This is a genomic window from Micromonospora inyonensis (genome assembly GCF_900091415.1).
Classification (GTDB): domain Bacteria; phylum Actinomycetota; class Actinomycetes; order Mycobacteriales; family Micromonosporaceae; genus Micromonospora; species Micromonospora inyonensis.
Map to the genome: position 1 here is coordinate 3144504 of NZ_FMHU01000001.1, position 26026 is coordinate 3170529.

15 protein-coding genes are annotated in these 26026 nt (G+C 71.5%); 11 read left to right on the forward strand and 4 right to left on the reverse strand.

Annotation, left to right across the window (positions count from 1 at the left end; all coding sequences use genetic code 11):
* Positions 1-116 precede the first annotated feature (116 nt).
* From pglW to GA0074694_RS14285, 4 genes are all read left to right on the forward strand, one after another.
* On the forward strand, positions 117-4262 hold the full coding sequence (gene pglW / locus GA0074694_RS14270) for a BREX system serine/threonine kinase PglW (RefSeq protein ID WP_091458174.1): 4146 nt from the start codon (positions 117-119) through the stop codon (positions 4260-4262).
* Positions 4259-7765, forward strand: a complete 3507-nt coding sequence (pglX, locus tag GA0074694_RS14275) for a BREX-2 system adenine-specific DNA-methyltransferase PglX (RefSeq protein ID WP_091458176.1) — start codon at positions 4259-4261, stop codon at positions 7763-7765. Before pglW ends, pglX begins: the two co-directional genes overlap by 4 nt.
* A gap of 4 nt (positions 7766-7769) precedes the next feature.
* A complete protein-coding gene (locus GA0074694_RS14280) occupies positions 7770-9044 on the forward strand; it encodes a PIN-like domain-containing protein (RefSeq protein ID WP_091458178.1) in 1275 nt (424 codons plus the stop codon).
* 157 nt (positions 9045-9201) lie between these two features.
* Positions 9202-9492: a hypothetical protein gene (locus GA0074694_RS14285; RefSeq protein ID WP_141714112.1), complete on the forward strand. Its 291-nt coding sequence runs from the start codon at positions 9202-9204 to the stop codon at positions 9490-9492.
* Positions 9493-9597: 105 nt separating this feature from the next.
* On the opposite strand, the gene GA0074694_RS14290 is transcribed toward GA0074694_RS14285, so the two are convergent.
* Positions 9598-9792 (reverse strand): DUF397 domain-containing protein, encoded by a 195-nt coding sequence (locus GA0074694_RS14290; protein ID WP_091458182.1) that lies wholly within the window; start codon positions 9790-9792, stop codon positions 9598-9600.
* On the reverse strand, positions 9785-10666 hold the full coding sequence (locus GA0074694_RS14295; RefSeq protein WP_091458184.1) for a helix-turn-helix domain-containing protein: 882 nt from the start codon (positions 10664-10666) through the stop codon (positions 9785-9787). Before GA0074694_RS14295 ends, GA0074694_RS14290 begins: the two co-directional genes overlap by 8 nt.
* Before the next feature lie 296 nt (positions 10667-10962).
* Between GA0074694_RS14295 and GA0074694_RS32905 the strand changes: the two genes are divergently transcribed.
* The 3 genes from GA0074694_RS32905 to GA0074694_RS14310 are packed head-to-tail and all read left to right on the forward strand — an operon-like array spanning position 10963 to position 13468.
* A complete protein-coding gene (locus GA0074694_RS32905; protein ID WP_091459167.1) occupies positions 10963-11271 on the forward strand; it encodes a DivIVA domain-containing protein in 309 nt (102 codons plus the stop codon).
* Entirely contained in the window at positions 11268-11519 is a 252-nt protein-coding gene (locus GA0074694_RS14305) for a hypothetical protein (RefSeq protein ID WP_091458186.1), read from the forward strand. Before GA0074694_RS32905 ends, GA0074694_RS14305 begins: the two co-directional genes overlap by 4 nt.
* The gene (locus tag GA0074694_RS14310; protein WP_091458188.1) at positions 11516-13468 is read left to right on the forward strand and encodes a hypothetical protein; all 1953 of its coding nucleotides are present in this window, start codon (positions 11516-11518) and stop codon (positions 13466-13468) included. Before GA0074694_RS14305 ends, GA0074694_RS14310 begins: the two co-directional genes overlap by 4 nt.
* 26 nt (positions 13469-13494) lie before the next feature.
* Here GA0074694_RS14310 and GA0074694_RS14315 read toward each other — a convergent pair whose 3' ends face one another.
* Both GA0074694_RS14315 and GA0074694_RS14320 read right to left on the reverse strand, forming a co-directional pair.
* Positions 13495-14790, reverse strand: a complete 1296-nt coding sequence (locus GA0074694_RS14315) for a 7-cyano-7-deazaguanine synthase (protein ID WP_091458191.1) — start codon at positions 14788-14790, stop codon at positions 13495-13497.
* The gene (locus GA0074694_RS14320; protein WP_141714116.1) at positions 14787-15620 is read right to left on the reverse strand and encodes a hypothetical protein; all 834 of its coding nucleotides are present in this window, start codon (positions 15618-15620) and stop codon (positions 14787-14789) included. The genes GA0074694_RS14315 and GA0074694_RS14320 overlap by 4 nt, the downstream gene beginning before the upstream one ends.
* Positions 15621-15906: 286 nt before the next feature.
* Here GA0074694_RS14320 and GA0074694_RS14325 point away from each other — a divergent pair, with 286 nt between their 5' ends.
* Genes GA0074694_RS14325 through GA0074694_RS14340 form a run of 4 tightly spaced genes read left to right on the forward strand, consistent with a single transcriptional unit; the run spans position 15907 to position 25872 of the window.
* Positions 15907-19665 carry a BREX-2 system ATPase PglY family protein gene (locus GA0074694_RS14325; RefSeq protein ID WP_091458195.1) on the forward strand — a complete coding sequence of 1253 codons (3759 nt, stop codon included), beginning with the start codon at positions 15907-15909 and terminating at the stop codon, positions 19663-19665.
* On the forward strand, positions 19662-22427 hold the full coding sequence (gene pglZ / locus GA0074694_RS14330; RefSeq protein ID WP_091458197.1) for a BREX-2 system phosphatase PglZ: 2766 nt from the start codon (positions 19662-19664) through the stop codon (positions 22425-22427). Before GA0074694_RS14325 ends, pglZ begins: the two co-directional genes overlap by 4 nt.
* Positions 22427-23728: a BREX system ATP-binding protein BrxD gene (brxD, locus tag GA0074694_RS14335; RefSeq protein ID WP_091458199.1), complete on the forward strand. Its 1302-nt coding sequence runs from the start codon at positions 22427-22429 to the stop codon at positions 23726-23728. Before pglZ ends, brxD begins: the two co-directional genes overlap by 1 nt.
* Positions 23725-25872: a DEAD/DEAH box helicase gene (locus GA0074694_RS14340; RefSeq protein WP_245714693.1), complete on the forward strand. Its 2148-nt coding sequence runs from the start codon at positions 23725-23727 to the stop codon at positions 25870-25872. The genes brxD and GA0074694_RS14340 overlap by 4 nt, the downstream gene beginning before the upstream one ends.
* Positions 25873-26026: the final 154 nt, after the last annotated feature.

Here is a 26026-nt window from a genome sequence, read left to right on the forward strand (position 1 = left end):
GACGGAATGTCGACCCTGGCGTCCTTCCACAGTGGCCGGTACCGTGCACGGGATCGTAGGGCGGCTTGACAACCGGGGAGTGGTGCGAATGATCGCGCGGGGGCGCACGGTGCGACATGCGTGAGGACTCACCGCGCTGGGAGCAGATCAACCCGAGTGCGTTCCAGCACGAGCAGGAGGGCCTGCGCGAACTGGCGTCGTACCTGCCGGACGCGGAGCCGTACCACGTCTGGGCGAACGTGGAGTTCGTCGGCACCGACGGCTCGATCAACGAGGTCGACGCGCTGGTGCTCACCCGAAGCGGTCTCTACGTCATCGAGCTGAAGCACTGGCAGGGCAGCATCGCCGGGGACGGCCAGCAGTGGCGCCGCAGGCTCCCCAGCGGGCGTGTCCGGGTGGAGGACAGCCCGCTGATCCTCGCCAACCGCAAGGCCAAGCGGCTGCGCAGCGTCATCCAGCAGTACGCCCCGCCCACCGCGAAGATCCCGTTCGTCCACGCGGCGGTCTTCCTGCACGCCCGCACCATCCGCTCCGAACTGGACGACATCGGCCGCCAGCACGTCTACGGCCTCGACGGCAACCCCGGCCGGCTCGACAGCCTCAAGCGGATGCTCCTCGCCCCGCCCACGGACGTCCGGCACCACGTCGACGCCGTCCGGGGCCGGCAGATCGTCGAGCTGGTCAAAGGCGCGAAGATCCGCCCCTCGGTGGCCGACCGCCGGGTCAACCAGTTGCAACTGCACCAGCGTCCCTTCGCCGAGGGCAACGGCTGGCAGGACTTCCTCGCCGACCACACCGTCGACCCCACCCAACTGCGCCGGGTCAGGTTCTACCTGACCAGCCGGGCCGCCGAGGAGGACGTACCGGCGATCCGGCACGCCGCCGAGCGGGAGTTCCGCCTGCTGCAGGGCATCCACCACCCGGGCATCGCCCGCGCGCTCGACCTGGTCGAGCACCCGTGGGGGCCGGCGGTCGTCTTCGACCACCACAAGGACTGGGTACGCCTCGACCAGTGGCTCGGCGAGCGGGACGGCAAGCTGCAACTGGCCCAGCGGCTGCAACTCGTCCAGGATCTCGCCGAGATCGTCGACCACGCGCATTCCCGGCGGCTCTCGCACCGCTCCCTCAACCCCCGGGCCGTCTACGTCTGTGACCCGGAGAGCGCCCGCCCGACCCTGGTGGTCACCGACTGGCAGACCGGCGGCCGGATCCCCGGCACCCGGCTCACCTCGCTCGGCGCGGCCACCGACCCGGCCAGCCTGGAACTCTTCTTCGACGACGCGGTCCGCCGCTACCAGGCCCCCGAGGCGGCCACCCTCGACAGCCTCCCCGGCCACCAGCTCGATCTCTTCTCACTCGGCGCGCTCGCGTACCGGATCTTCTCCGGGGTGGAGCCGGCGGCCTCCGCCGAGGAACTGGTCGTCGCGGTCGCCGACGGCGGCCTGCAACTCGCCGCGGTCGCCGACGGCATGCCGCAGTACCTCGTCCAGGCCATCTACGACGCGACCCGGGGTGATCCGGCCCAGCGGATGAAGCGGGTCGGCGAGTTCCTCCAATGGCTCGACGCGGTGTGGGAGGAGCTGACCGCGCCGGAGCCGGAGCCGGTGGTCGACCCCCTGCACGCCCACCGGGGCGACGTGCTCGACGGTGGCCTGCAGGTGCTGCGCAACCTGGGCAGCGGGGCGACCGCCATCGCCCTGCTGGTCGCCGAGGACACCCCGGAGGGGCGGCGCGAGCTTGTGCTCAAGGTGGCCCGGGACGAACAGTACGCCGACCGCTTCGCCGCCGAGGCGCGTACCGTCGACAAGCTCCGCGACTCCCGGGTGGCCGCGCTGGCCCGTGGCCCGGTGAAGGTCGGCCGCCGCACCGCCCTACTGCTGGAGAACGCCGGCGAACGCACCCTCGCCGAGGAGCTGCGCGGCGGCCGGCTCGCCCTGGACCTGCTGGAACGCTACGGCCGGGACCTGCTGGAGATCGTCGCCTTCCTCGACGGTCAGGGCGTCTGGCACCGCGACATCAAACCCGCGAACCTCGCCTCCCGCCCCCGGCCGAAGGACAAGCAGCCGCACCTCTGCATCTTCGACTTCTCCCTGGCGTCCGTCCCCGCCGACCAGCTCCGCGCGGGCACCACCGGCTACCTGGACCCGTTCCTCGGGCCGCCGCGCCGGCTGCGCTACGACGCCGCCGCCGAACGGTTCGCCGTCGCCGTCACCCTCTACGAGATGGCCACCGGCGCGCTGCCGAGGTGGGGTGACGGGGCCAACCCGGCCACGGTCAGCGTCGAGGTCACCCTCGACCCGGCCGCCTTCGACCCGGCCGTCGCGGACCGGCTGGTGGCCTTCTTCGCCAAGGCCCTCGCCCGGGACACCGCCGCCCGCTTCGACACCCTCGACGAGATGACCGACGCGTGGCGGGCCATCTTCCGGGAGATCCCGGAACCGGCGGCGGTCACCGACGACACCGGCAGTCCCGCGCCGCTCGGCCGGACCTCGCCGTTGGAGGGCACCGAGCTGACCGCCCGCGCCCGCTCCGCCCTGGAACGGCTCGGCATCACCACCGTCGGCGAACTGCTCGACGCCGAACCCTCCGCGCTCACCCGGGCCAGGGGCGTCCCGGATGCCACCCGCAAGGAGATCCTGGCCCGCACCCGCGAGCTGCGCGACCTGCTCGACGCCACCGGCACCGCGCCGCCCGGCCCGACCACAGCCCCGCAGGCGCAGGGGATCGAGGCGCTCTGCGCCACCCTGCTGCCCGCCCCGACCGGCCGCGCCACCTGGCACCGCACCGCCCTGCAGGTGCTGCTCGGTCAGGCCGCCACCGGCGACGGCGACTACCTGCGCTGGCCCTCCCAGGCGGACGCGGCACGGGCGGTCGGCAAGAGCCAGCCGGAGCTGTTCCGCGCGATCCGGCGCGCGGTCGACCGGGACTGGCAGCCCCACCCGGCCCTGACCCTGGTCCGCGACGAGATCGTGGTCCTGCTCGACGGGCGCGGCGGGGTGATGTCCGCCGAGGAGATCGCCGAGGCCCTCATCGCCGCGCGCGGCTCCTACACTCCCGAGCCGAAACGCACCGCGCAGGCGATCGGCCTGGTCCGGGCCGCCGTGGAGACCGAACTGGCGCGGGGCGGCGACGCCCGGATCGCCATGCACCGGCTGCGCGGCACCGAAACCGTCCTGATCGGCCGGGAGCCGGACGACCCGACCGCCGAGGGCAGCGCGGCGGACCTCCTCGCGTACGTGACGCGGTTGGGGAGGCGGGCCGGCGCGCTGGCGGCGGCGGACCCGCTGCCCAGCCGGGGCCGGGCCGTCGACGAGCTGCGGGCCCTGGAGCCGCCGCCGGCCGGCATGCCCGCGCTCAGCGACGCCCGGCTGCTGCAGCTCGCCGCCGCCGGCAGCGGCGGTGGCGTCGCGGTCAACGCGCAGGGCCAGCTCTACCCGGTGGGGATGCCCGCCGGGCGCGCGCTCCGCCTCGCCGCGGGCGCGCTGGTCGGCCAGACCCTTGACGCCGACACGGTACGCGCCCGGGTGCGCACCCGCTTTCCGCGCGCCGAGGAGCTGCCGCCCCGGCCGGCGCTGGACGCCCTGCTGCGCGACATCCCGCTGGTGTGGGACGCGCCGAACAGCCGGTACACCCCGCCGGACCGGACGTCCTCGGTCACCGGCACCCGGATGGTCAGCACGGTCGCGCCGATCCTCGCCCCGGACGCCGCCGCCCGGACCACCGCCCGGCTCCACCAGACGATCGACCGGCGCGGCTTCCTGGTGGTGCTCACCTCGATCCGCCGGCCCGCCGCCGCCCGCCGGGCGCTGCTGGAGCGGCTCGACCCGGTCGAGGTGGACGTCACCGCGATCCTGCTCGACCGGCTCCGCTCGCTCGGCTTCCCCTGGGAGTCGATCGTCGCCGCCGACAACGGCTCACCCACCGACCCGGATTTCCGCTCCCTTGTCGAGCTGGTGCAGCACGAGGTGATGCCGACCATCGAGCAGACCCTCGCCGGGACCGACCGGCCGGTGCTGATCACCGAGGCCGCCCCGCTGGTCCGCTACCAACAGCTCCGGCTGATCCAGGAGCTGGCCGACCCGACCCGACCCCGCCCGGCCGCCCGACTGCTGCTCGTGCCGGTCCGCAGCGCCGGATCGGTGTCCCTCGACGGCCAGCAGCTCCCCCTCACCTCGCCGGCCAGCCAGTCGCTGTGGCTGCCCGAGGAGTGGATCGACGCCGCCACCCCCGCCACCACCCCCGGAAGGAACACCGCTCGATGATCGCGCTGAAGGCGCTGCAAGGCCAGGTCACCGCCCTCACCGACGACCTGCGCGGTCAGGTCTACCGGGACTCGGAGCTGCACTCCTCGCTGGAGAAGGAGCACGGTGCGGCCACGGAGGCCAAACGGACCGCCGGCGCCTTCGAGACCTGGCTGGAGGACATCCTCGACCAGGCGGCGGTGGCCTGGGTGCTGGGCTGCGTCTTCGTCCGCTTCTGCGAGGACAACAACCTGGTCGAGCCGCTCTGGATCGGCGGCCCCGAGCCGACCGCCCCCGTCGAGCGGGCGTTGGCGAACCGCCAGCAGCACCTGATCGAGAACCCCCGGCACCACGACCGGGAGTGGCTGCGCGAGGCGTTCGGCTACCTGCGCACGCTCAAGGCGACTGGCAAGATCTTCGACGAGCACAACCCGGTGTGGCGCTTCCCGATCAGCGGCGAGGCCGCCGAGAAGCTCTCCGACTTCTTCCGGCGCGGCCCCGGGCTGGTGTCACTGCGCAAGGACGACCTGGACACCCGCTTCCTGGGCGACCTCTACCAGGACCTGTCCACGCACGCGAAGAAGACTTACGCGCTGCTCCAGACCCCGGAGTTCGTGGAGGAGTTCATCCTCGACCGGACCTTCGAACCGGCGGTCAAGGAGTTCGGCCTGTCGGAAACCTCCGTCATCGACCCGACCTGCGGCTCCGGCCACTTCCTGCTGGGCGCGTTCAAGCGCCTGGTGAACCTATGGAAGAAGCGCGAACCGGCCACCGACATCCGAGTACTGGTGGAGCGCGCACTCGGCCAGGTGACGGGCGTGGACATCAACCCGTTCGCGGTGGCGATCGCCCGCTTCCGGCTGCTCATCGCCGGAATGAAGGAGTGCGGGCTGACGTCGCTCGAACGCACGCCGGGTTGGCCGGTACGGGTGGCGACGGGCGACTCACTGTTGCACTGGGGACGGACGTCCCGGCACCAGGGTGATCTGATGGCGCAGCTTGAGGGGCGTGACGCCTTTGCGTACGCAACCGAGGATGCCGATGTGCTTGGCCATTACCTCGAAGAGGGACAGTACACGGTGGTGGTCGGCAACCCGCCCTACATCACCGTCGCAGACCAGGCCCGCAATCAGCTCTACCGAAGCATCTACCCCGAGGTCTGCCATCGGCAGTACGCGCTTACGGTGCCTTTCGCCAAGCGCTTTTTTGATCTGGCGAGAAGGTCGGACGAGAACGGCGAGGGAGCTGGTCACGTCGGCCAGATTACCGGCAACGCTTTCATGAAGCGTGAGTTCGGCAGGAAGCTAATTGAGGATTACTTCGCCTACCAGGTTGAACTGACTGAAGTCATCGATACTTCCGGTGCCTACATTCCAGGTCATGGCACACCGACCGTAATTCTCGTTGGTCGCGCCAAGGACCGGCGTCGCCACGCGACCATCCGCGCGGTCCTCGGTATCCGAGGAGAACCGTCGCAGCCGGCCATACCTGCAGAGGGGATGGTGTGGTCATCGATTGTAGCCAACATCGATTCCCAGGGGTCTGGCTCTGAGTGGGTGAGCGTTCATGACACCGATAGGTCTCGCCTGAACGCCTATCCGTGGAGCCTGTCCGGCGGTGGTGCTGGCGAATTGCACTCCGCCCTAAGCCTTGGCCGGCGGCGACTGGATTCTGAGATCGAGGTTATCGGCCGCACGACCCATACTGGACTGGACGAGGCGTTTTACCTGCCTGCTACCTCGGCGGCGACGCGAGGATTGGCCGAGGCGGTTGTGCCGGTAGTTCTCGGCGAAGACGTCCGGGATTTTAATCTGACAGCGCCGACCGTGACCATGTTTCCCTATGACGAAGCCGGTAATCCGCGTCCCCTTTCGAGCAAGGAGGAGGGTTACTACTGGCTGACGCGCGCGTGGCTACGATCCAGGCTGGATTTCGGCAGCACCCCGGAGGAGCGTGGGCTGCGCTGGTGGGATCACAGTATGTTCTTCCCCAAACGCTATCGTGTTGGCTCTTCAATTGCCTTTGCTTTTGTGGCGACGCATAACCACTTCGTGTTGGACCGAGGGGGGAAGGTTTTTAAGCAGTCTGCGCCGGTCATTAAGTTGCCGGAGGAGGCGAGTGAAGATGATCATCTACGACTCCTTGGTTACTTGAACAGTTCAACCGCCTGCTTTTGGCTGAAACAGGTTAGCCACAACAAGGGGAATGGTGGAATTGGTGGTGGGATTGGCGACGAAGATTGGGAGCCAAGGTATGAGTTTACTGGGACCAAGCTTCAAGATTTTCCGCTGCCCGAGGTCTATCCATTCGGGCGAGCGCGGCTACTCGACTCGCTGGCGCAGCAACTCGCCAGTCTGACGCCCGCAGCGGTCGCTGCTGTACCGGGCCGTGAACGGATGAATCTAGTGTGCGTCGATTACCACTCGACCCGCGCGCAGATGATTGCCGTGCAGGAGGAGTTGGACTGGGAGGTCTATCGGCTTTATGGGCTGCTGGATGAGGACCTGACCTGTGCCGAGCCGCCGGAGCTGAAGCTGGGGGAGCGCGCGTTCGAGATTGTGCTGGCGCGGAAGATGGCGGCCGGCGAGGTGGAGACGCAGTGGTTCGCGCGGCACGGGTCGACGCCGATCACGGAGCTGCCGGCGCACTGGCCGGAGGAGTACCGAAGGCTGGTGGAGCGGCGGATCGAGGTCATCGAGTCGGATCGCAACATCGCGCTGATCGAGCGGCCGGAGTGCAAGCGGCGATGGGCCACCGAGGGCTGGGACGCCATGCAGGCGAAGGCGCTGCGGGAGTGGCTGCTCGACCGGCTGGAGGCTCCCGAGCTGTGGGGTGACCGGCCGACGCCGCAGTCCGTGGCGCAGCTCGCCGACAAGGTGCGCCACGACGAGGATTTCCGTTCGGTGCTGGAGCTGTGGGTCGGGCGGGACGACTACGACCTGACCAAGACGCTCGCCAAGCTTGTCGCTGAGGAGCACGTCCCCTACCTGCCCGCCTACCGCTACAAGCCGTCCGGGCTGCGCAAGCGGGTGCAGTGGGAGCGCACCTGGGCGCAGCAGCGCCTGGAGGACGCGGGCGAGAGCGTGGACATCAAGGTCCCGCCGAAGTACACCTCGGCCGACTTCGCCAAGCCGTCGTACTGGCGGGCGCGGGGCAAGCTCGACGTGCCGAAGGAGCGCTTCATCTCGTACCCAAAGGCGGGCCGCGACAGCGACGGCACGGAACTGCTCGGGTGGGCCGGGTGGGACCACCTCGCGCAGGCCCAGGCGCTGGCGACCGTCTACCTCGACCGGAAGCTCCAGGCGGCCTGGCCGGCGGAGCGGCTACTGCCGATCCTCGCCGGGATCAACGAGCTGGAGCCGTGGCTGCACCAGTGGTACGCCGACGAACGCCCCGACTTCCCCGGCTCCCCGGCGCAGTTCTTCACGGACCTTGTTGACGCCGAGCTGTCGCAGCTCGGTGCCGACCGGGCGACCCTGCTGACGCTGCGGGGCCTTGCCGTCGAAGGCCGCGACCGTGCGTAGGAGCATGGGTGACGTGCCGAGCGCCGGGAAGCTGCGCGGTTTCTTCGACGGCTTCGAGGGTTACCGCAGTGCGCGGGTCGCAGACCTGGACCGGGTGCTCCGTTCGGGCATCGTGGCTTTGGACACGAACGTGCTCCTCGACCTGTACCGGTACGCGCGGGAGCCCCGGAACCAGATCTTCTCCGCGCTGGAGGCGGTGGCCGGCGCGCTGTTCTTGCCCGCGCAGGTGCTGACGGAGTTCTGGCGCAACCGGGACGAGGTCATGCGGGAGGTCATCGCCACGAACTCGGTGGGTGGCCTTCGGGAGGCCCGCAAGAAGGCGGCGGGTGAGATTTCCGCCTGGGGTAACCGGACGATGTCCGGCAGCGAGGCCGCAGAGCTGCATACGTTGCTGGATGCCGCTTTCCGGCAGGTGATCGCTCGCGTCGAGCAGGGTGGGAGCGGGCTCAACCTTCGTGACGCGCTTCGGGATCTCAAGGAGGATCCCGTGCTGGCGCGGCTCGAAGCGTTGTTCGACGGTCGCGCCGGCGAGCCCTTCACCCCCGAGCGGTTCGCGGAGCTGGTCGCCGTCGGTCGGGAGCGGTTCGCGCGTCGACTGCCGCCCGGCTACCTGGACGCGGAGAAGGCGGATCAGCAGGAGGAGGGCACCGGCGACTACCTGATCTGGGAGCAACTGATCGCGTACGCCGCAGCCGAGCGCAAGGATCTCCTCTTCGTCACCCGTGACCGCAAGGAGGACTGGTGGCGGCTCGATGCTGCTCGGGAGCCCATCGGGCCGCGGGTCGAGCTGATCAAGGAGATGGCCGACCGGGCTGGCGTCGGCTTCTTTATGGCGTTGCCGCAGGACTTCCTGGAGTTGGCGGCCGAGGCGTTCAAAGTCGAGGTCAGCGAGAGCACGCTCGACACCACCGAGCGTATGGCCGAGGAACCCGAGCCCGAAGGACCGCTGCCGTGGACCCGCGAACTGTTCGAGACGCTGCTGACCCGACTTGACGAGTGGAACTATCCGCTGCGGGTCGATGTGCTCCGGGAGGCGGCGCGGGACCCGAAGGGCTTCATCCCTCGTCGCCGGATCTACGAACTCGGCGAGTACCCGGACGAACGGCTCCTGGTCGGGTTCACTCGGCCGATCATCAACGCGATGCGCACCCTTGAGGAGACGGGCGACCTGCCTGGAGGGCTCGAACCGGCCTTGCGCGCCCACTATCTCCGGCCCGGCAAGGCAGAGGGCTTCGTCGTGCCCCGGTCCATCGTCGAATGCGTAGCCGGTGAGGACTGACAGGCTCGAACAGGGCGACAGGAAGCTACAGCGCTAACCACCTTGGCAGGGTGAGCAGAGGGGACGGGTTGTGGGAAGAACTGGGCATTTTGCCTACGCGGTCGGTCAGCGGGTCGACAGCCAGTGGAGGAGGCGAACGGTCCACTTCACCGAGCTTATGCAGGAGACGCTGCCCATCATGCGGGGCGTCCTGATCTCCGTTGCTCTTCGCGGCCAGACGATCACCTACAAAGAGCTTTCGATTGCCATCGACCAGCGGTACCACTACCGCCAGCTTGGTGATCTTCTTGATGTGCTGTCGCAGGACTGCTTTGATCACGATGAACCATCGCTTGCTGCGTTGGTAACCCGCGGTGACACGCGTGAGCCAGGGGATGCCTTCATCGGAGACGCAGGGACTGAGCAGACCGCCTGCTACCAGTATTGGTCCGATCGAAGAAAGTCGTAGGTGCCGCTTGCTGCCCCGTCTCAGGCCCCATGGTTTGCGCGACGAGCAGCGGGCCAGGACGCGTGAACGCCCCGGGCGGGCCGGGGCGTTCGTACTGCGCGGGCGTCAGTGGGTGGTTCTCGTGGCCCGCACGAAGGTGGTCCAGGCGGTGGGGGTGAAGGTGAGGGCCGGGCCTGCCGGGTCCTTGCTGTCGCGTACGGCGACGAGGCCGGGCAGGTTGTCAGCCACCTCGATGCACTCGCCGCCGTTGCTGCCGCTGCGGGTGCTCTTGCGCCACCGGGCACCGGTCAGATCAGCCATGGTGTACCTCCCCAACGATCTTGTCGATCAGCCGCCTCGATTGTCCCTGGTCGAAAGCGAGTTCATCGATGCTCATCCAGACCTTCTCATATGCGGCGAATTCCTGGGGCCGGTCGAGGTACAGCGCACCGGTCCACGACTCGCTGTAGACAACTGGCGGTTCGGGTGTTGTCCGGGTGCCTGGCGGGAACTCCAGCATCACGAACGTGCCAGCTTCGACGCCACGATGGAGCCCAGCCGTAAGCGGCAGCACGCGGATCGAGACGTTCGGTCGTTCGCTGAGCGCGAGCAGGTGCCGGAGCTGGCTCGCCATCGTTGCGCTGCTACCTACGACCCGCAGTAGCGCTGCCTCGGAGAGAACGACCGCGCATCGAGGAGCCGGCGGCAAACGGCGGCTCAGGAGCGCTTGCCGCTGTAGTCGCACCTCAACCAGCCGTTCCCGCTCGTCGTCACCGACCTCGGATCGGTGCTGGTATACGGCGTGGGCGTACTCCCTCGTTTGCAGAAGTCCCGGAATCATCGCGTCGTAGAAGAACCTGAGCCGGTGGGCTGCCTGTTCCAGGCCCACGTACAGCTCGAACCACTCCGGTATGGCGTCGCCGTAGGCGTGCCACCAGCCTCTTGCCTTCGTCTCGCTCGCCAGGGCAGCCAGTGCACCGGTCAGCTCCGGGGTGGCGTCGTAGAGCTGGCACATCGCCCGGACGTCCACCGAGCGCACCGACCCGAGGCCGCTCTCGATCCGCCACACCTTCTGCCGGCTGCACTCCAGTGCCTCGGCCGCCGCGTCCAGGGTGACCCCCGCCTCGGTGCGCAACTGTCGCAGCGCCCGACCGAGCTGCCGTCGCGGCACCGTCGAACCCATGTCTTCGGCCAACGATCACGCCTCCATCCGTTTTTTTAACATCCGGAACACCGCCTCTGGAATACCTAACTGTTGGGCATAAATAAGTCAAGAATCGGGGCCGGAAAATGTTGCGCCAGTGCTGGTCAGGGCCGCAGGATGGCCGTGGCGCGGCGGTCTCCGCTTCCCCCGGTTCCGGCCGCCGCGTCCACTTCTCTGACGTCCTGACCTGCGGGTATAGGTCGTCTTCGCGATTACGGAAAGGAGCGGGTCGCCCCGTGCGCGCATTTCTCCGTCGAGCTGTCGAAATTGGTCGCCGCGCGATTGGCATTCGGTGGGAATCCCAGCGAGAACCGGTCCGCTCGGAGGCTCCCAGCGGGCGCGGGACCGCGTACCGGAGTCGGGCGGCCGGACCGCTGCGGCCCTGGCAGGTGCGCGACCGGCTGTTCACCCCGCGCGGCCGGCACGGGGTGGACGCGGCCGAGGTGCGGATCTTCCTCGACCGGGTCGCCGACGACCTGGCCGCCTGCTACGCCGAGGTGGCCCGTGCCCACGCCGAGGCCGACCGGGTCAGGGAGGCCCTGCGGCAGTGGCAGACCGAGATGGCCCAGCGCGGATCAATGGCGGGTGCCCGGTGAGCGAACGGTTCGTGGCGCACCTGCCGTTCACCGCCACCGACCTGCCCGCCGCCCGGCAGTTCGCCGGCACCCTGGCCCGCTCGGTGAGCTTCCTGTCCGAGGTGGACGCCGCCGAGGTCACCGTCAGCTTCGAGGACGAGCAGGGCGTACGGCATCGGGTCTTCTGTGACCTGCCCCTGGCCGACCGCCGCCGCTGCGTGCGCCGGGTCGACCACGACGGACCCTGCTCACCGAAGAGGCCCCGATGAGCGGGACCGCCCCGGCCGGCGATGTGGCCGGCTGCCCGGAGTGTGCCGGCAGCGGTTGCCCGCGCTGCCACTGGCGGGGTCGCCGCCGGGCCCAGATCCTGCTCACCGTCGCCAACCGGGACACCGGCGCGGTCGCCTCGCACCGGGTGACGCCCGCCGACCTGGACCCCCGCCCGGACCCGGCGGGTGGCTGGGTGGCCGACCTGACGCCCCGGGTACGCGAGCTGGCCGCCACCGTCGCCGCCGCGCTCGACCCCGACCCGCTGCTGGTGCGCCTGCCGCCGCAGTGGCGGCCCGACCTGCCCGCCGCCGACCGGCACGCCCACCTGGCGGACGCCCTCGCCGACGCGGCACGCCGCCAGCCGTGGCGGCTCTGGCTGGGCGGACCGGCCGCCGTGCCCCCGGTGGACCCGGCCGCCCGGCTGGCCCGGCTCTGCCGCCTCGCCGACCTGCTCCTGGTCGACCTGGTGGTGGAGGTGCGTCGGCACGGCGACACCCTCCGCTGGGCCGTCCGGTACGAGGTTCCCGGCTCGCCTGTTCCGGCCGGTCCGTTCGTCGGGAGCCCCGACCTGGCGACCGCGTTGGTCCGCACCGACGTGCCGGACGCCCTGACCGGTCTCGCCGAGCGGGGACTGACCGCGCCGGCCCGGCTGCTCGAAGCGGGTCTGGCGTTCCCGGGTGCGCCGCCCGGCGGGCCGATGGGTCCGGTGCCGTCCGATGGGTCGCCGCGCCCGAGGCCGGGCGGGCCGCTGACCCCGGTGCCGCCCGCCGGGCACGTCGACGATCCGGTCCGCCGGCTGGAGCGGCGCGTCCGCGCCGAGCTGGTCGCGCCGGTTGAGGGCACCGACCGGCCGGGCGCGCAGGCCACCCGGCGGGACGGCCACTGGTGGCACTCGGGCCTACGCGCTCCCGCCCGCCCCGACGGTCCACGCGACCAGCCGACGCTGTACCGGGTCGTCGAGCCACCCGACCCGGCGTACCTCGGTGAGGTCGTGCCCGGCGGCCCCTGCCCGGACTGCCGGGCGGAGAGCTTGACCCGGGCCTGCCGGTGCGTGGCCGGCGGTCGCCCGGCCACCGACTGCGACCGCTGCCGCGGGACCGGCCGACGGCGGTCCGCGCTGCGCTGCGCCACCTGCGGCGGCAACCGGCGGCTGCGCCGCAGCGTGCTGGTCACCATCACCGACCTGCGGCACCGGGTGGTGCACCTGACCTGGCACGCCGGCACCCCGGAGGTGACCTGCGAGGTCACCACCACCCCCGGCGGGCGGCCGGTGGTGCGGCTTCCCGAGCGGTACCGGCTGGGCGCCTGGGCGCGCGTGTTCGGCGTACGCCCGGAGGACCTGGCGGAGGCCGACGGCGGCCACGCCATCCCCCGTGAGCTGCGCGACGGGTGCGTCACGCTGCCCTGGCCGGGTGCCGACCCGGTGGGGGAGTACCTCCGTGCGGTGGGTCGGGGGCTGCCCGCCGGCCGGCTCGTCGTCACCGCGCTACGACCCGACGTGCCCCCGCTGGCCGAGCTGGTCCGGCTGGTGGTCGGCCTGGACCTGGCGCTGCACGTCAGCCTCCTCGACCTGCGGCAGCACGCCGGGCATCCGCTACGGGCCGACGGTCGATACTGGGCCGTGGAGCTGCGCCCCCGGGACGCCCCGGTGCACCCGGACGACCTGCCGACCCGACCCAGCCTGGCGGCGGCCCTGGAGGACTGCCTCGTCCACCTCGCCGACGACCTGGCCGGGCTGGTGCCGGCCGACCCGGACGTGCCGCTGCCGGTGCCCGGCACGAGCCCCTGCGCGCCGGTGCCGGACCCGGAGCCGGGCCTGCTGCGGCTCGCCGCCGCGCACCCCGGCCGGGCGGTCACGCTGCGCTTCACCCGTGCCGGCCACACCGCCCACCGGCATGACGACGACGGCGTACGCCGGCTGGCGGACCAGGGTCACCTTCCGGCGTGACGTCGACAGCCCGCCCGGGGTGGTGGTCACGTGCCGGCCGGAAGGGTCCCGGGGGCGAAACGCTCGAAGAGCTGGCGGATCTCGTCGCGTCCGCGCCGGACGGTCCGCAGCAGGGCCGCCGGGTCCGCCCCCGGTGGCAGCGGCACGTCCGTGGTCAGGTCGCGGATGCCGAACCCCCGGGACATCCAGGCGGCGAGGGCACGGCGGTGCCGGGCGAGGTCGGCGTCGTCGGGCAGGGCCCACACGTCCGTCCGGTACGCCGTGTCGTCCCGACCGGTCCCGGCAAGCAGCCCGGAACGGCGGATGAGGCAGGGATAGCAGCACCCGCACTGGGCGAAGCGGCTGGCACCACGGTTCTCGGGAGGCTGACCACAGCTCACCGTCTCCGCCAGGGTGGGCAGCGGCAGGCCGGCGGTCAGCGCCCGACGGCACACGTCACCCTTGGTGTCGTCCACCAGCGGGTTGACCACCGTCACGTCTCCGCCGACGGCCGCGATGAGCCGGTTGAGCAGGTGCAGGGTGCGCGGATGCACCGATCGGGTGGAGGAGGCGGCCAGCCGGGAGGCGGTCAGCGGAGGATTGACCGCGAGCTGCCCGTTCTCGGGTACGGCGACCTCGCGGACCCGGTGCGCGGCGGCGACGTGGACCGCCGTGGCGAGGTAGAGCAGCCCCCGCGAGCGCGAGCTGAGTTCCAGTGGCGGCCCGAACCCCTTGACCTGTTGCAGCACCTGCCGGCGTTCCACCGCTCGTGCGCCCAGTCGGCGGAGGGCGGCGAAGACCTGGTTCTGGCGGGTCTTCAACGTCCCCTCGTAGTAGGAGACCAGCAGGAGCGGGCCAGCGTCCACGCCGATCCGCTGCGCCACCCAACCGGTGGAGTCCAGGCCCCCGGAGAAGAGCGTGACCTCCTCGGCCGGGTCACCCTCGAACAACCGGGTCGGTACGGTCCGGAGCGCTGCCGCACCGCCGTGGAAGCCCACCGTCCAGCGGTCCGCCGTGAGCAGCTCCAACAGGGCGGTGAGCAGTGGCTCCACCCGGTCGGACCACCGTTCCGGCTCGATGACCTGGACCGACAGGGTGAGATCCCGGGTCCACCGGTCCGGGGCGGTGGCCCGGCGGGAGAGCTTGTCGACGAGGTACACCGCCTTGGCGACCTGGAGCAGGTCCTGGGCCCAGACCGGCGGTACGTCCGGGGCCGGGGCAAGGTTGTTGGTGATCGCGCTCGGGCCGGCGCGGAAGTGCCGCTCGTCCAGGGCCCGGTAGTGCCCGGGGAACCGGCGGTAGCGGCCGGTGGTGAAGTGGTAGGCGTGGCGGCCGGTGGTCATGGATGCTCCTCCCGCAGACCGAGGGCAAGCTCCACCGCGTCGGTCACCAGCTCCCGCGCGGTCTCCGCGAGCCGGCCGGGGCCGGGTGCCCGACGCTCGGCCCCGTCGCACGGGTCGGGGATCAGGTCGACGACCTTCCGGGCGACGGCTGCGGTGATCAGACCGGTGGGGTCGACCGGCAGCACCAACGGGACGCTCTCGGCGATGCTGGCCCGGACGAACTCACCCATGAACTCGCCGAAGAAGAACCGGTAGGCGGTGCAGAACACTTCTCCGGTGACGCGGGCCGACGGGACGCCGGAGTGGACCGCCGACGCCAGCGTCGGGTCGTCGGCCAGCAGCCTCTCGGCGGTACGGCGGGCGGCGCGTCGGGCGACGGCGTCACCGATCAGTCCGCCGTCGCCACCGACGGCGGCGACGAACCGGGCGACGAAAGCGTCCTCGCGGTCGTCGGCTGTCCCGTCCGGGATGCCGGACAGCAGACCCGACCTGCCGGCGAACAGGTCGGCGAGGGCGTCGACCAGGCGCGCTCCGGAGCCCAGGGCGGCCGGGCGTAGCCCGGACATGTCCGGGTCCTCGCCGAGTGCCTTCGCCAGCAGCCGCCGGAAGCGCTCCGCGTCCTGCTCGGCCGTGGTCGCCGCATCCACTGGCGTCGTGTCCGGGGTGGGCCCGTCCGGTGCGGAGCCGGCAGCGTCACCCGGGCCCTCCGCACCGGCCGACCAGCTGCGGAGTTGCCCGAGGACGCGTCCCCAGGAGGCGACCCGGGGTGTTGGCAGCCTGCTCGACGTCCCCATCCGCACCCCGTAGACGTTGGCGATGATCGATGGCAATTGTATGGACACTGAACGTGGTCGTCCATGTTCACTGGGTATTGAGTCTGTTGTGGATACTGCTTACTGGACTCTGTCGGCAATCCGACACTCCCTCGTGGAGTGTGCTGACGGTTCGGCCGAAGCCCCGGTTGAGCTGCGCTTCGACCGGTCGAGGGGTCGGCGGCTCCTCACCGGTCATGCAGTCCCGTCGATCAGGCCAGGTGGGGGCCATCCGGAGAGGTACTCGCGTCCCGGTGGCCGTGGGTACCGTGTCGGGCACCCTGGGGAGGCTGGAGGACCACCGGTGACGCTGCTGCGCGACCTGATCGACATCCCGACGTCGGTCGGCGAGGGCGACTTCGTCGTCAAGGCGGCCGAGGGGGCCGACCTCGACCGGTACGTGGTCACCGACCAGCTCCGGGAGAACTTCACCAGCGCGCTCCAGCGGATCGGGCACGCGGTCAACACCGGCCGCTCCCAGGCGGTCTTCCTGCACGGCTCCTTCGGCTCCGGCAAGTCACACTTCATGGCCGTGCTGCGGGAGATCCTCGCGCACAACCCGTACGCCCGGCAGATCCGTGGCCTCGAAGGGCCGGTGGTCGCCGCCGACCCCTGGCTCAAGGGGCGGCGCTTCCTCTCCCTGACCCTGCACATGCTCGACGCCCGCTCCGTCGAGCAGGCCATCCTCGAGGGATACCTGCGCCACGTCACCGCCCGCCACCCGGACGCGCCGGTCCCCGCCGTGCACCGCTCCGACGCGATGCTGGAGGACGCCGCCCGGCTGCGCCAGACCCTCGGCGACGACAGGTTCTTCGCGGCGCTGCGCGAGGGCGGGGCCGCGCCGGGGGCGTCCGGGGGCGGCCTGGCCGCGCAGCGCGCCCGGCGGGAGGGCTGGACCCCGCAGCGGTACGCGGAGGCAGCCGCGCAGCCGCCCGGCACCAAGGACCGCGACGCCCTGGTCAGCGCGCTGACCCAGACCTTCTTCAGCGGGGCGGTGCACAGCAGCGAATACCTCGACCTGGACACCGGCCTCGCCGTCATCACCCGGCACGCCAGGGCCCTCGGGTACGACGCGCTCGTCCTCTTCCTCGACGAGCTGATCCTCTGGCTCTCCGGCCGGATCGCCGACCACACCTTCGTCAACACCGAGGGTGCCAAGCTCAACAAGCTGGTCGAGTCCGCCGACGCGGCCCGACCGTTGCCGCTGGTCTCCTTCGTGGCCCGGCAGCGCAACCTCGAGGAGTTCCTCGGCCCGCAGGTCGGCGGCACCGAGCGGGAGGCGCTCGCGCACGTGATGCGCAGTGTGCAGGGACGGCTCGGCGAGATCGTCCTCGCCGACACCAACCTGCCGGAGATCACCGAGAAGCGGCTGCTCAAACCCCATGACGACGCCGCCCGGCAGGTCATCGACAACGCCTTCGCGGCGGTGAAGCACAACCGCGAGGTGTGGGACACCCTCCTGCTCGGCGCACAGTACGGTGACGCCGGCATCGGCTCGGACGCCACCGCCTTCCGGCAGCTCTACCCCTTCTCGCCGGCCCTGGTGGCGACCCTGGTGGCCCTCTCGCAGGCATTGCAGCGCGAGCGGACCGCCCTGAAGGTGATGACCGAGCTGCTGGTCGACCGGCGGGACACCCTGAAGGTCAACGACCTGATCGGGGTGGCCGCCCTCTTCGACCCGCTGGTGCTGCACGGCGAACTGCCCGACCGCCCCAAGCTCCGCCAGCAGTTCGAGGCCGCCCGGAGCCTCTACCTGCGCAAGCTGCGGCCCATCCTGCTCGCCCTCAACGGCATCGACGACGAGCGGGCCGCCGGGCACACCCAGTTCCAGCTCGACGACAAGCTGGTCAAGACGATCCTGCTCGGTGCGCTGGTGCCCGAGGTGCCGGCGCTGCACAACCTCACCGCCGCCAAGCTGCACGCGTTGAACTTCGGCTCGATCGCCTCACCGATTCCCGGCTACGAGAACACCATCGTGCTCAACCGGCTCCGCAAGATCGAGCAGGACGCCGGGGAACTGCACCTCACCGACGACCACGACCCGGTGGTCTCGCTGAAGCTGCACACGGTCGACTTCGACAAGCTGCTCGAACTCGTGCCCAACAACGAGACCTCGGCCGGCGTCCGGCAGCAGCTCCTGCGGGAGCTGATCAGCGCCGAGATGGGCCTGACCGGGGCCGAGGGGAGCCACGGCGAGCTGCAGCAGCCCCGTGACTGGCGGGGGCGACGGCACGTCGTCCAGGTCAAGTTCGGCAACGTCCGGGACCGCGACTCGATGCCTGTCGCCGCTCTCCTCGCCCCGGGCGATTCGTGGCGGATCGTCATCGACTACCCGTTCGACCCGCAGGACCTGCCGCGCAGCGCCGACCGGGCCCGGATCGAGGAACTGCCCCGCGGCTCGCACACCGTCTTCTGGCTGCCGCTCTATCTGACCGACGACATGATGGGCCGGGTCGCCCAGCTTGCGAAGATCAACTACTTGCTCGGGGTCGGTGGAGCCGGGGAACGCCTCAACACCCTCGCCGCCGACTGGCCGAAGGCCGACCGGCAGCAGGGCCGGGTCTACCTCCAGCAGCGGCAGAGCCAGTTGCGCGAAGGGCTGGTCACCGCGCTCAAGCAGGCGTACGGGGCGGCCAACCCCCAACCCTCCGACGTCCAGGACGACACCGTCGGCGTGCTGCACACCCTCGCCGAGGGGCTGCGCATCGGGGACCCGCGCGGCGGCACGCTCGCCGACGCCTTCCGGAACCTCACCGGCGAGCTGCTCGAATGGGCGTACCCGGGCACGCCGGCCCTGCCGGTGGACGAGAAGCCACTCACCCGCGCCGAGCTGGGCAAGGTGCTCGAGTACGCGCGGCAGGCCGCCGCCGACCCCACCCACGGTGTCGCCGTCCCCGCCGCCGACCAGCGTGCCCTCAAGCGCATCTGCAACCCGTTGCGCCTCGGCGAGCTGGTCGACAACCACCGGTACGTGCTCGACATCAGCACCTGCTACTGGAGCCAGCACCTGCTGCAGGAGGCCGCCCGGCGGGACTACCGGGACCACTTCCCGGTGCACGTGCTGCGGGAGATCCTCGACGTGCCGAAGCGGCGGGGCTTCGAGCGTGACCTGCAGAACCTGATCATCGCCGTCTTCGCACTCGAACAGCAGCTCAGCTGGTACGACAACGGCGGAAAGGTCGCTGTCGTCGCGGTGAACGGGGTGGAGGACCGCTTCGAGCTGCGCCACCCGGAGCTGCCCACCGACGAGGAGTGGAAGGCCGCCGTCCAGTTCGGCCAGCCCTTCTTCGGCGAGGTGCTGCCCCTCTTCCGTAACCCGGCCAACCTCGGCACCATGGCCGCCACCATGCGGCGGATCGCCAACGCCCACAAGAACGCCGCCGGTGACCTCGTGGCAGCGTTGGAACGACACGCGAAGCCATTGGGCCTCGACGTGGCGGCCCCCACCGGCCGGCTGGCGACCGCCCGACGGGTCACCGACCTGCTCACCCAGGTCGCCCACGAACGCGACGACGTCGTCCTGGTCCGGATCGTGGCCGGCGGTCAGGAGCGCCTGGGCGGCCTCGACGGGCAGGCCACCAGCCAGGTCTACAAGCAGGCCCAGACCTTGCTGAAGGCTCTCGCCGACGCGCAGTGGCCCCTGCTGGAGGCGATCGCCCTGCGGGCCGAGACCGACAACCGGGCCCGGGTCATCATCGCGCAGCTCACGGCTGCCGCCCGCGACGAGCACCACGGCTCCGATCTGGCCGAGGCGCTGCGTCAGGCGGTCGCCGGTGCCGCTGCCCTGCTGGCACCGGAAAAACCACACGACCCGGAGCCCGGGAAGGACCCGGCACCCGAGGGCCGACCGACGCGGGTGGACGACGAACCACGGCTCATCCCTGGGCAGCGGACGCCAGGGCACCTTCGGGACCGGGCCACGCCCCCGGCCGTCGTGCACAGCGCCATGATCGCCGCCGAGGCGGACCTGGCCGGGCTGGTCAAGGAGATCCGGGCGGAGGTCGCCGCAGGGCGGACGGTTGCCGTGACCTGGCATGTCACCGCACCGGAGCGGTCGGCGTGAGCCTCGCCCGGGTCGCCGTACGGCCGGCCGCTGTCCGGCGCAAGGTCGAGGCGTGGCTGGCCGAGCAGGACGGCACGGACGCCATCGTGCTGCTCGCCCGTCCCGAATGGACCGACGAGCCGGTGCTGACCGTGGCGGGCACCCCGGTGCGGGTGGTGCCCTGCCCGACGCCGATCGCCGCACGGGCCGCGCTCGCCGACCGGGCCGCCGACGAGAAGCTGGTGCTCCTCACCGACCTGTCCGACGCCGAACTCGGGGACGGACTCCTCGCCCACGTGAGCATGCAGACCTCGCGCAGCGTCGACCCGTGGGAGCTGGTCCGGCAGGCGTTCGGCGGTCAGACGCGGTTGGATCTCGACCCGACGCTGGTACGGACCGGCCGATGGGTCGCCGACGCGCTCACCGAGCTGGCTCCGGTCGACGGCTGGGCACCGCCGGCCGGCACCATCGTCACCCGGGACCACGCGCTCCGGCACCTCGCCGGGGCGGTGCTCGGGCTCGACCCCGACGAACTCGACGGCGCGGGGCTGCTCCAGTGGAGCACCGACGCCCCGACCCAGATGCGTTTCCTCGACCTGTCCGCCGAGTGGGTGGACGGCATCGGCACCTATCTGGTCGAGATCGCCGGTCCGGTCGCCGTACCGGTGGTCGCGGCCGTCCGGGCCGGCCACGGGGTCGACGCGATCGCGCTCGGCCTCCTCGCCGGGGTGCTGTGGCCCCGGGGCGGCGGCAGCGCGACCGACGTCGAGACCGCCGTCGCCCGGACCCGGCTGGAGCGGTACTTCGGCGGAGCCCGGCTCACCGACGCGCAGGCGACGGCGTACCTGGAAGCCGCAGAGGCGTGGATCTACCGGGCCCTCGACGGTGACGACCAGGTCCGCCACGAGGCCCGTCGGATGCTCCGCCGGGCCGAGGAGATCGCCGCCGAGATCGACATGACCGGACGGTTGGTCGCGTCCGACCTGCTGCCGCTCGGGTTCACCCAGCGGATGCGGGCCTTCGCCGCCGCCGTACGCCTCGCCGTGCCCGTGCCCCGGTCGCACCTCGTCGACGCCGGCCTGATCGAGCAGGCGCAGGAGCGGCTCACCGACGTCGAGGCACACCGTTCGGCTGACCGTAAACGGGTCGAGACGGCCCGGATGGCGGTCCGCCTGCTGCGTTGGCTCGCCACCCCGGACGCGTCGGCACCGGCCACCATGCTGGCGGCGGTGCACCGGCAGGTCCGGGAGGACGGCTGGGTGGACCGGGCCCGGTTGGACATCTTCGCCGGCGACCCCGACACCCAGGTCGCCCAGGCGTACCGGTCCCTGCACGCCGCGGTCGACCACCGGCGGTCCCGGCACGACCGGCACTTCGCCGAACTGCTGCAGGACACCACGGCCGCCGAACGGGAACCCGGCGCGCTGCTGCGGGTGGAGGACGTACTCGACCGGGTGGTCCGCCCGATCCTCGACAACGGCCGGCGGGTCCTGCTGCTGCTGTTGGACGGGATGGGCGCGGCAGCCGGGATCGAGATCGCCGAGACGCTGGCACGCAACGGCGCCTGGACGGAGTTGACCCCCGGCGGTGGGGCCCGCACCGGCGTCCTCGCCGCCCTGCCGACGGTCACCATGGTCAACCGGTGCAGCCTCTTCAGCGGCCGGATCACCGTCGGCGACCGGAACGTCGAGGTCAGGGAGTTCACCGCCCGTTTCCCCGGCAGCGTCCTGCTGCACAAGGCGGACCTGCGTACCCCCGCCGGCCTGGCCGTCGACCCCGAGGTCGCCCAGGCCCTCGGTGACCCGGCCGTGCCGATGGTGGCGGCCGTCATCAACACCATCGACGACGCCCTGGACCGCAGCGACCCAGGCACCACCGAGTGGGGGCCCGACACCGTCAACGGGCTACGGGACCTGCTCGCGGTCACCCAGGACCGGGTGGTTGTCCTCCTCTCCGACCACGGGCACGTCGTCGATCGTGGAGCCGAGGCCGAACTCCGTCCCTCCGACTCGAGTGAGAACCGCTGGCGTCCCGCGTCGACCGCTCCGGGCGACGGCGAGCTGTTCTTCAGCGGCAGCCGGGTGGCGCTGGGCGGAGGCAGCGTCGTCCTGCCCTGGCAGGAGCAGCTCCGGTACGGGCCGCGTAAGGCCGGCTACCACGGCGGCGCGTCAGCTGCCGAGGCCGTCATCCCGCTGCTGCTCTTCGCGGCACACGACGAGACAGCCGTGCCGGGCTGGGCGGGTGCACCGGTGAGCAGCCCCGAGTGGTGGCGGGAGCCGCTGCGACAGGCGTCACCGGAGAACGGAGCCGCCGGCTCGACGCCGGACGCCGCTACCCGGACGGGGTCCGGCACCACGGGTCGCGTGGCGCGCAGGCCCCGCACCCCGGCGCAGGACGAGGGCCTGTTCGACCTGCCGTCGTCACCGCCGCTCGCCGCGCCGCCGCCCGTCCCGACCGCACCACCGGCTGATCCGGCGGAGGCGCTGGTCGAGGCGCTGCTCGCCAGTCCGATCTACGCCGAGCGGCGCGACACCCGGGCACCCATCGCCGACGAACGGGTGGCCGCCCTGGTCGCCACGCTGGTGGCCGGTAACGGCCGGGCCACCCTGGACACGCTCGCCACCCGGGCAGGCGTCCCCGCCCACCGGATCACCGGGCTCTTCGCCGCACTACGCCGGCTGCTGCAGGTGGAGGGCTATCCGGTGCTCAGCCTCGACCCGGACGGGCGGACCGCCAAGCTCGACATCCCGCTGCTGGTCGAGCAGTTCGGGTTGGAGAACTGATGACCGTCGAGGTCAGTGCCCGGCGACGCCGGGACATCATCGACGCGCTGCGTCGGGGTGCCGTACCCGCCAACGGCCTCGACGTCCTCGCGGTCGGGCTCGATCGGTTCACCGCCGCGATCGACGAGGATCTCGACCGGGTGGCCGGTGCCGGGAGCGTCTTCAAGGCGGTCCGCGGCGAGTACGGTGCCGGCAAGACCTTCTTCACCCGTTGGCTGGGAGAGCGGGCCAAGCGGCGCGGGTTCGCCGTCGCCGAGGTGCAGATCTCCGAACTGGAGACGCCGCTGCACCGGATGGAGACCGTCTACCGCCGGCTGGTCGAACAGTTGACCACCGAGCAGTTCCCACCGAGCGCGTTACGACCCGTCCTCGACGGGTGGATCTTCGCGTTGGAGGAGGACGTCCTGGCTGCTGGCACCGTCAGCGAGCAGGACGCGGAGGGTCTCGACCGGGCGGTGGGCGATCTCCTCGAACGGCGGCTGGCCGGGATCTCCCGGAACACACCAGGGTTCTCGGCGGCGCTGCGCGGCTACCGGACCGCCGTTGCGGAGGGCGACCCGGCCACCGCCGACGGCCTCGCCGCCTGGCTGGGCGGCCAGCCGCACGTGGCCGCCTCGGCGCGGCGGGCGGCCGGCGTCAAGGGCGACATCGACCACTTCGCCGCGCTCAGTTTCCTGCAGGGCCTGTTGACCGTCCTGCGGGACAGCGGCCACCCCGGTCTTCTCCTGGTGCTCGACGAGGTCGAGACCCTGCAACGGGTCCGGTCGGATGCCCGGGACAAGGCGCTCAACTCGCTGCGCCAACTCATCGACGACATCTACGGCGGACGCTTCCCCGGTCTGTTCCTGCTGATCACCGGCACGCCGGCCTTCTACGACGGGCAGCAGGGCGTGCAGCGCCTGGCCCCGCTGGCTCAGCGCCTCGCCACCGACTTCGGTGCCGAGTGGCGCTGGGACAACCCGCGCGCCACCCAGCTCCGGCTGCCCGGCTTCACCGAGGAGACCCTCGTCCGGCTCGGTGTCCGGGTACGCGACATCTACGGCAGCGCCCGGGTCTGCCAGGTGTGCGACGACGCGTACCTCGGCGAACTGGCGCGGGCCGTCGCGGGCCGGCTCGGCCGGCAGGTCGGTATCGCGCCCAGGGTCTACCTGAAGAAGCTCGTCGCGGACGTGTTCGACCGGGTCGACCAGTTCGGTGACTGGGATCCCCGCCGGCACTACGAGCTGACGCTGCGCGTGGACGAGCTGACCGAGGTCGAACGGAACGCCGCCTCGGCCGACGACATCCAGTTGCCGATGTGACCGGCGGACGTCCGGAGGAACAGCTCGACCCGGTCGTGCTGCACCACGTCGTCAACAGCCTCGGCTGGCCGGACCTGCGTCCACTGCAACGGGCCGCCGTCTCGCCCCTACTTCGCGGCGACGACGCGCTGCTGCTCGCCCCGACCGCAGGCGGAAAGACCGAGGCGGCCCTCTTCCCGCTGCTGTCCCGCATGACGGGGCAACGGTGGGCCGGAACGTCCCTGCTCTACCTCTGCCCCCTCAAGGCCCTGCTCAACAATCTCCACCCCCGCGTGGAGCGGTACGCCGGCTGGCTGGGGCGTACGGCCGCGCTCTGGCACGGGGACGTCGGCACGTCCGCCCGCCGGTCCGTGCTCTGGCAGCGGCCGGACGTCCTGCTGACCACCCCGGAATCGCTGGAGTCGATGCTGATCAGCGTCAACGTCGACCACCGGGCCTTCTTCGCCGGCCTCCGCGCGGTGGTCGTCGACGAGGTGCACGCCTTCGCGGGCGACGACCGGGGCTGGCACCTCCTGGCGGTGCTCGAGCGCCTGACCCGGGTCGTCGGACATCCGCTGCAACGGGTCGGTCTCTCCGCGACGGTGGGCAATCCCGCCGAACTGCTGCACTGGCTGCAGGGATCGGGCGTGCGCACCCGTACCGGCCGGGTGGTCGCCCCTGATCTGACCGCCACGGCGGTCGCTCCCGAGAGCGCGGCCCCGGTCGCCCAGCCACCACCCGGTCGGATCGAACTCGATCACGTCGGCTCGCTGGTCAACGCGGCTACCGTGATCGCCGCCCTGCACGCCGGGGAGAAGCGGCTGGTCTTCTGCGAATCGCGGCAGACCGTGGAGGAACTCGGCCAGTTGCTCCGGGAGCGGGGAGTCACCACCTTCCTCTCCCACGCCTCGCTCTCGGCGGAGGAACGACGCCGGTCCGAGGAGGCGTTCGCGGAGGCCCGGGACTGCGTGATCGTCTCCACCAGCACTCTGGAACTCGGTATCGACGTGGGCGACCTGGACCGCGTCATCCAGATCGACGCCCCGGCGACCGTCGCCTCGTTCCTGCAGCGGCTCGGGCGGACCGGACGGCGACCCGGTACCGTCCGGAACTGCCTCTTCCTCTGCCGCAGCGGCGAGGAGCTGGTCCGGGCCGCAGCCGTGCTCCTGCTCTGGGGACGCGGGTGGGTGGAGCCGGTGATGCCGCCGCCGGAGCCCCGGCACATCGTCGCCCAGCAGGTGCTCGCCCTCTGCCTGCAGGAACGCCGGGTCGGCGACCGGACGTGGGCGCAGTGTTGGAACGGCCTGCCTCCCTTCGGTCCCGGGGCGGAGCCGATCGTGGCGCATCTCGTCGACAACGGCTACCTGGACGTCGATGACGGGCTGCTGTTTGTCGGTCCGGAGGCGGAACGGCGGTTCGGTCGTCGCCATTTCATGGAGCTGACGGCGGTCTTCACCGGGCCGCCGGAGTTTGCCGTGCTGCACGGCCGCGCCGAGCTGGGTCGGATCGACCCGAGCCTGCTCACCGACGAGGTGCAGGGTGAGCGACGCCTCCTGCTCGGCGGTCGTAGCTGGCGGGTGACGTACGTCGACTGGCGTCGCCGCCGCTGCTTCGTGGAGCCCGCGGACGGTGGCGGCCGGGCGCGGTGGACGTCGTCCGGCTGGGTGGGAGCGAGCTTCCCGGTGACCCGGGCCATGCGGGAGGTGCTGCTCGGCGCGGACCCACCGGTCGTGCTGACTGCCCGCGCCAGAAGCCGCCTCGCCGTCGAACGGGATGAACAGGCGCCGCTGGTGCACCCCGGCGGAAGCCTGGTCGTCCGAGGCCGTAACGGCGACCTGCGCTGGTGGACGTGGGCGGGTCTGCGGGCCAACGCCACCCTGGCCGCCAGCCTGGGTGAGGTGGTGGATCCGGCGCAGCGCTTCGACGATCACTCCGTCCGGCTTCGGGAGAACCTCCTGCCCGGTGACTGGCGTTCGCTGGTCGGGGATGCCGCACAGCGGCTCTGCCTCCCGGAGGTCGGTGCGCGTGCGCTGGCCGGCCTCAAGTTCAGCACGGCCCTTCCGCGCCGGCTGGCCGAGGCGACACTCGCGGCGCGGACGGCGGACCTGGCCGGAGCACAGGCGGTGCTGTCTGAGCCGGTCCGGTTCACCACCCCGGTGGGGTAACCGGTCGGGTGCTGGCGGCGGTGCCATCCGTCCACTGATCTCGCTGCTCACAGGTTTGTCCGTCCATTCACGCTCGGCGTCGTTACGGGCGAAGCGGCGCGAGCGCCAACGACGGTGGATATGCTGGCTGCGGCGTGATCACCGCGACCTTCGT

Bases quoted from the DNA above. Each gene is read 5' to 3' on its own strand.
- pglW (WP_091458174.1), top strand. From the start codon at position 117: ATGCGTGAGGACTCACCGCGCTGGGAGCAGATCAACCCGAGTGCGTTC.
- pglX (WP_091458176.1), top strand. From the start codon at position 4,259: ATGATCGCGCTGAAGGCGCTGCAAGGCCAGGTCACCGCCCTCACCGAC.
- GA0074694_RS14280 (WP_091458178.1), top strand. From the start codon at position 7,770: ATGGGTGACGTGCCGAGCGCCGGGAAGCTGCGCGGTTTCTTCGACGGC.
- GA0074694_RS14285 (WP_141714112.1), top strand. From the start codon at position 9,202: ATGCAGGAGACGCTGCCCATCATGCGGGGCGTCCTGATCTCCGTTGCT.
- GA0074694_RS14290 (WP_091458182.1), bottom strand. From the start codon at position 9,792: ATGGCTGATCTGACCGGTGCCCGGTGGCGCAAGAGCACCCGCAGCGGC.
- GA0074694_RS14310 (WP_091458188.1), top strand. From the start codon at position 11,516: ATGAGCGGGACCGCCCCGGCCGGCGATGTGGCCGGCTGCCCGGAGTGT.
- GA0074694_RS14315 (WP_091458191.1), bottom strand. From the start codon at position 14,790: ATGACCACCGGCCGCCACGCCTACCACTTCACCACCGGCCGCTACCGC.
- brxD (WP_091458199.1), top strand. From the start codon at position 22,427: ATGACCGTCGAGGTCAGTGCCCGGCGACGCCGGGACATCATCGACGCG.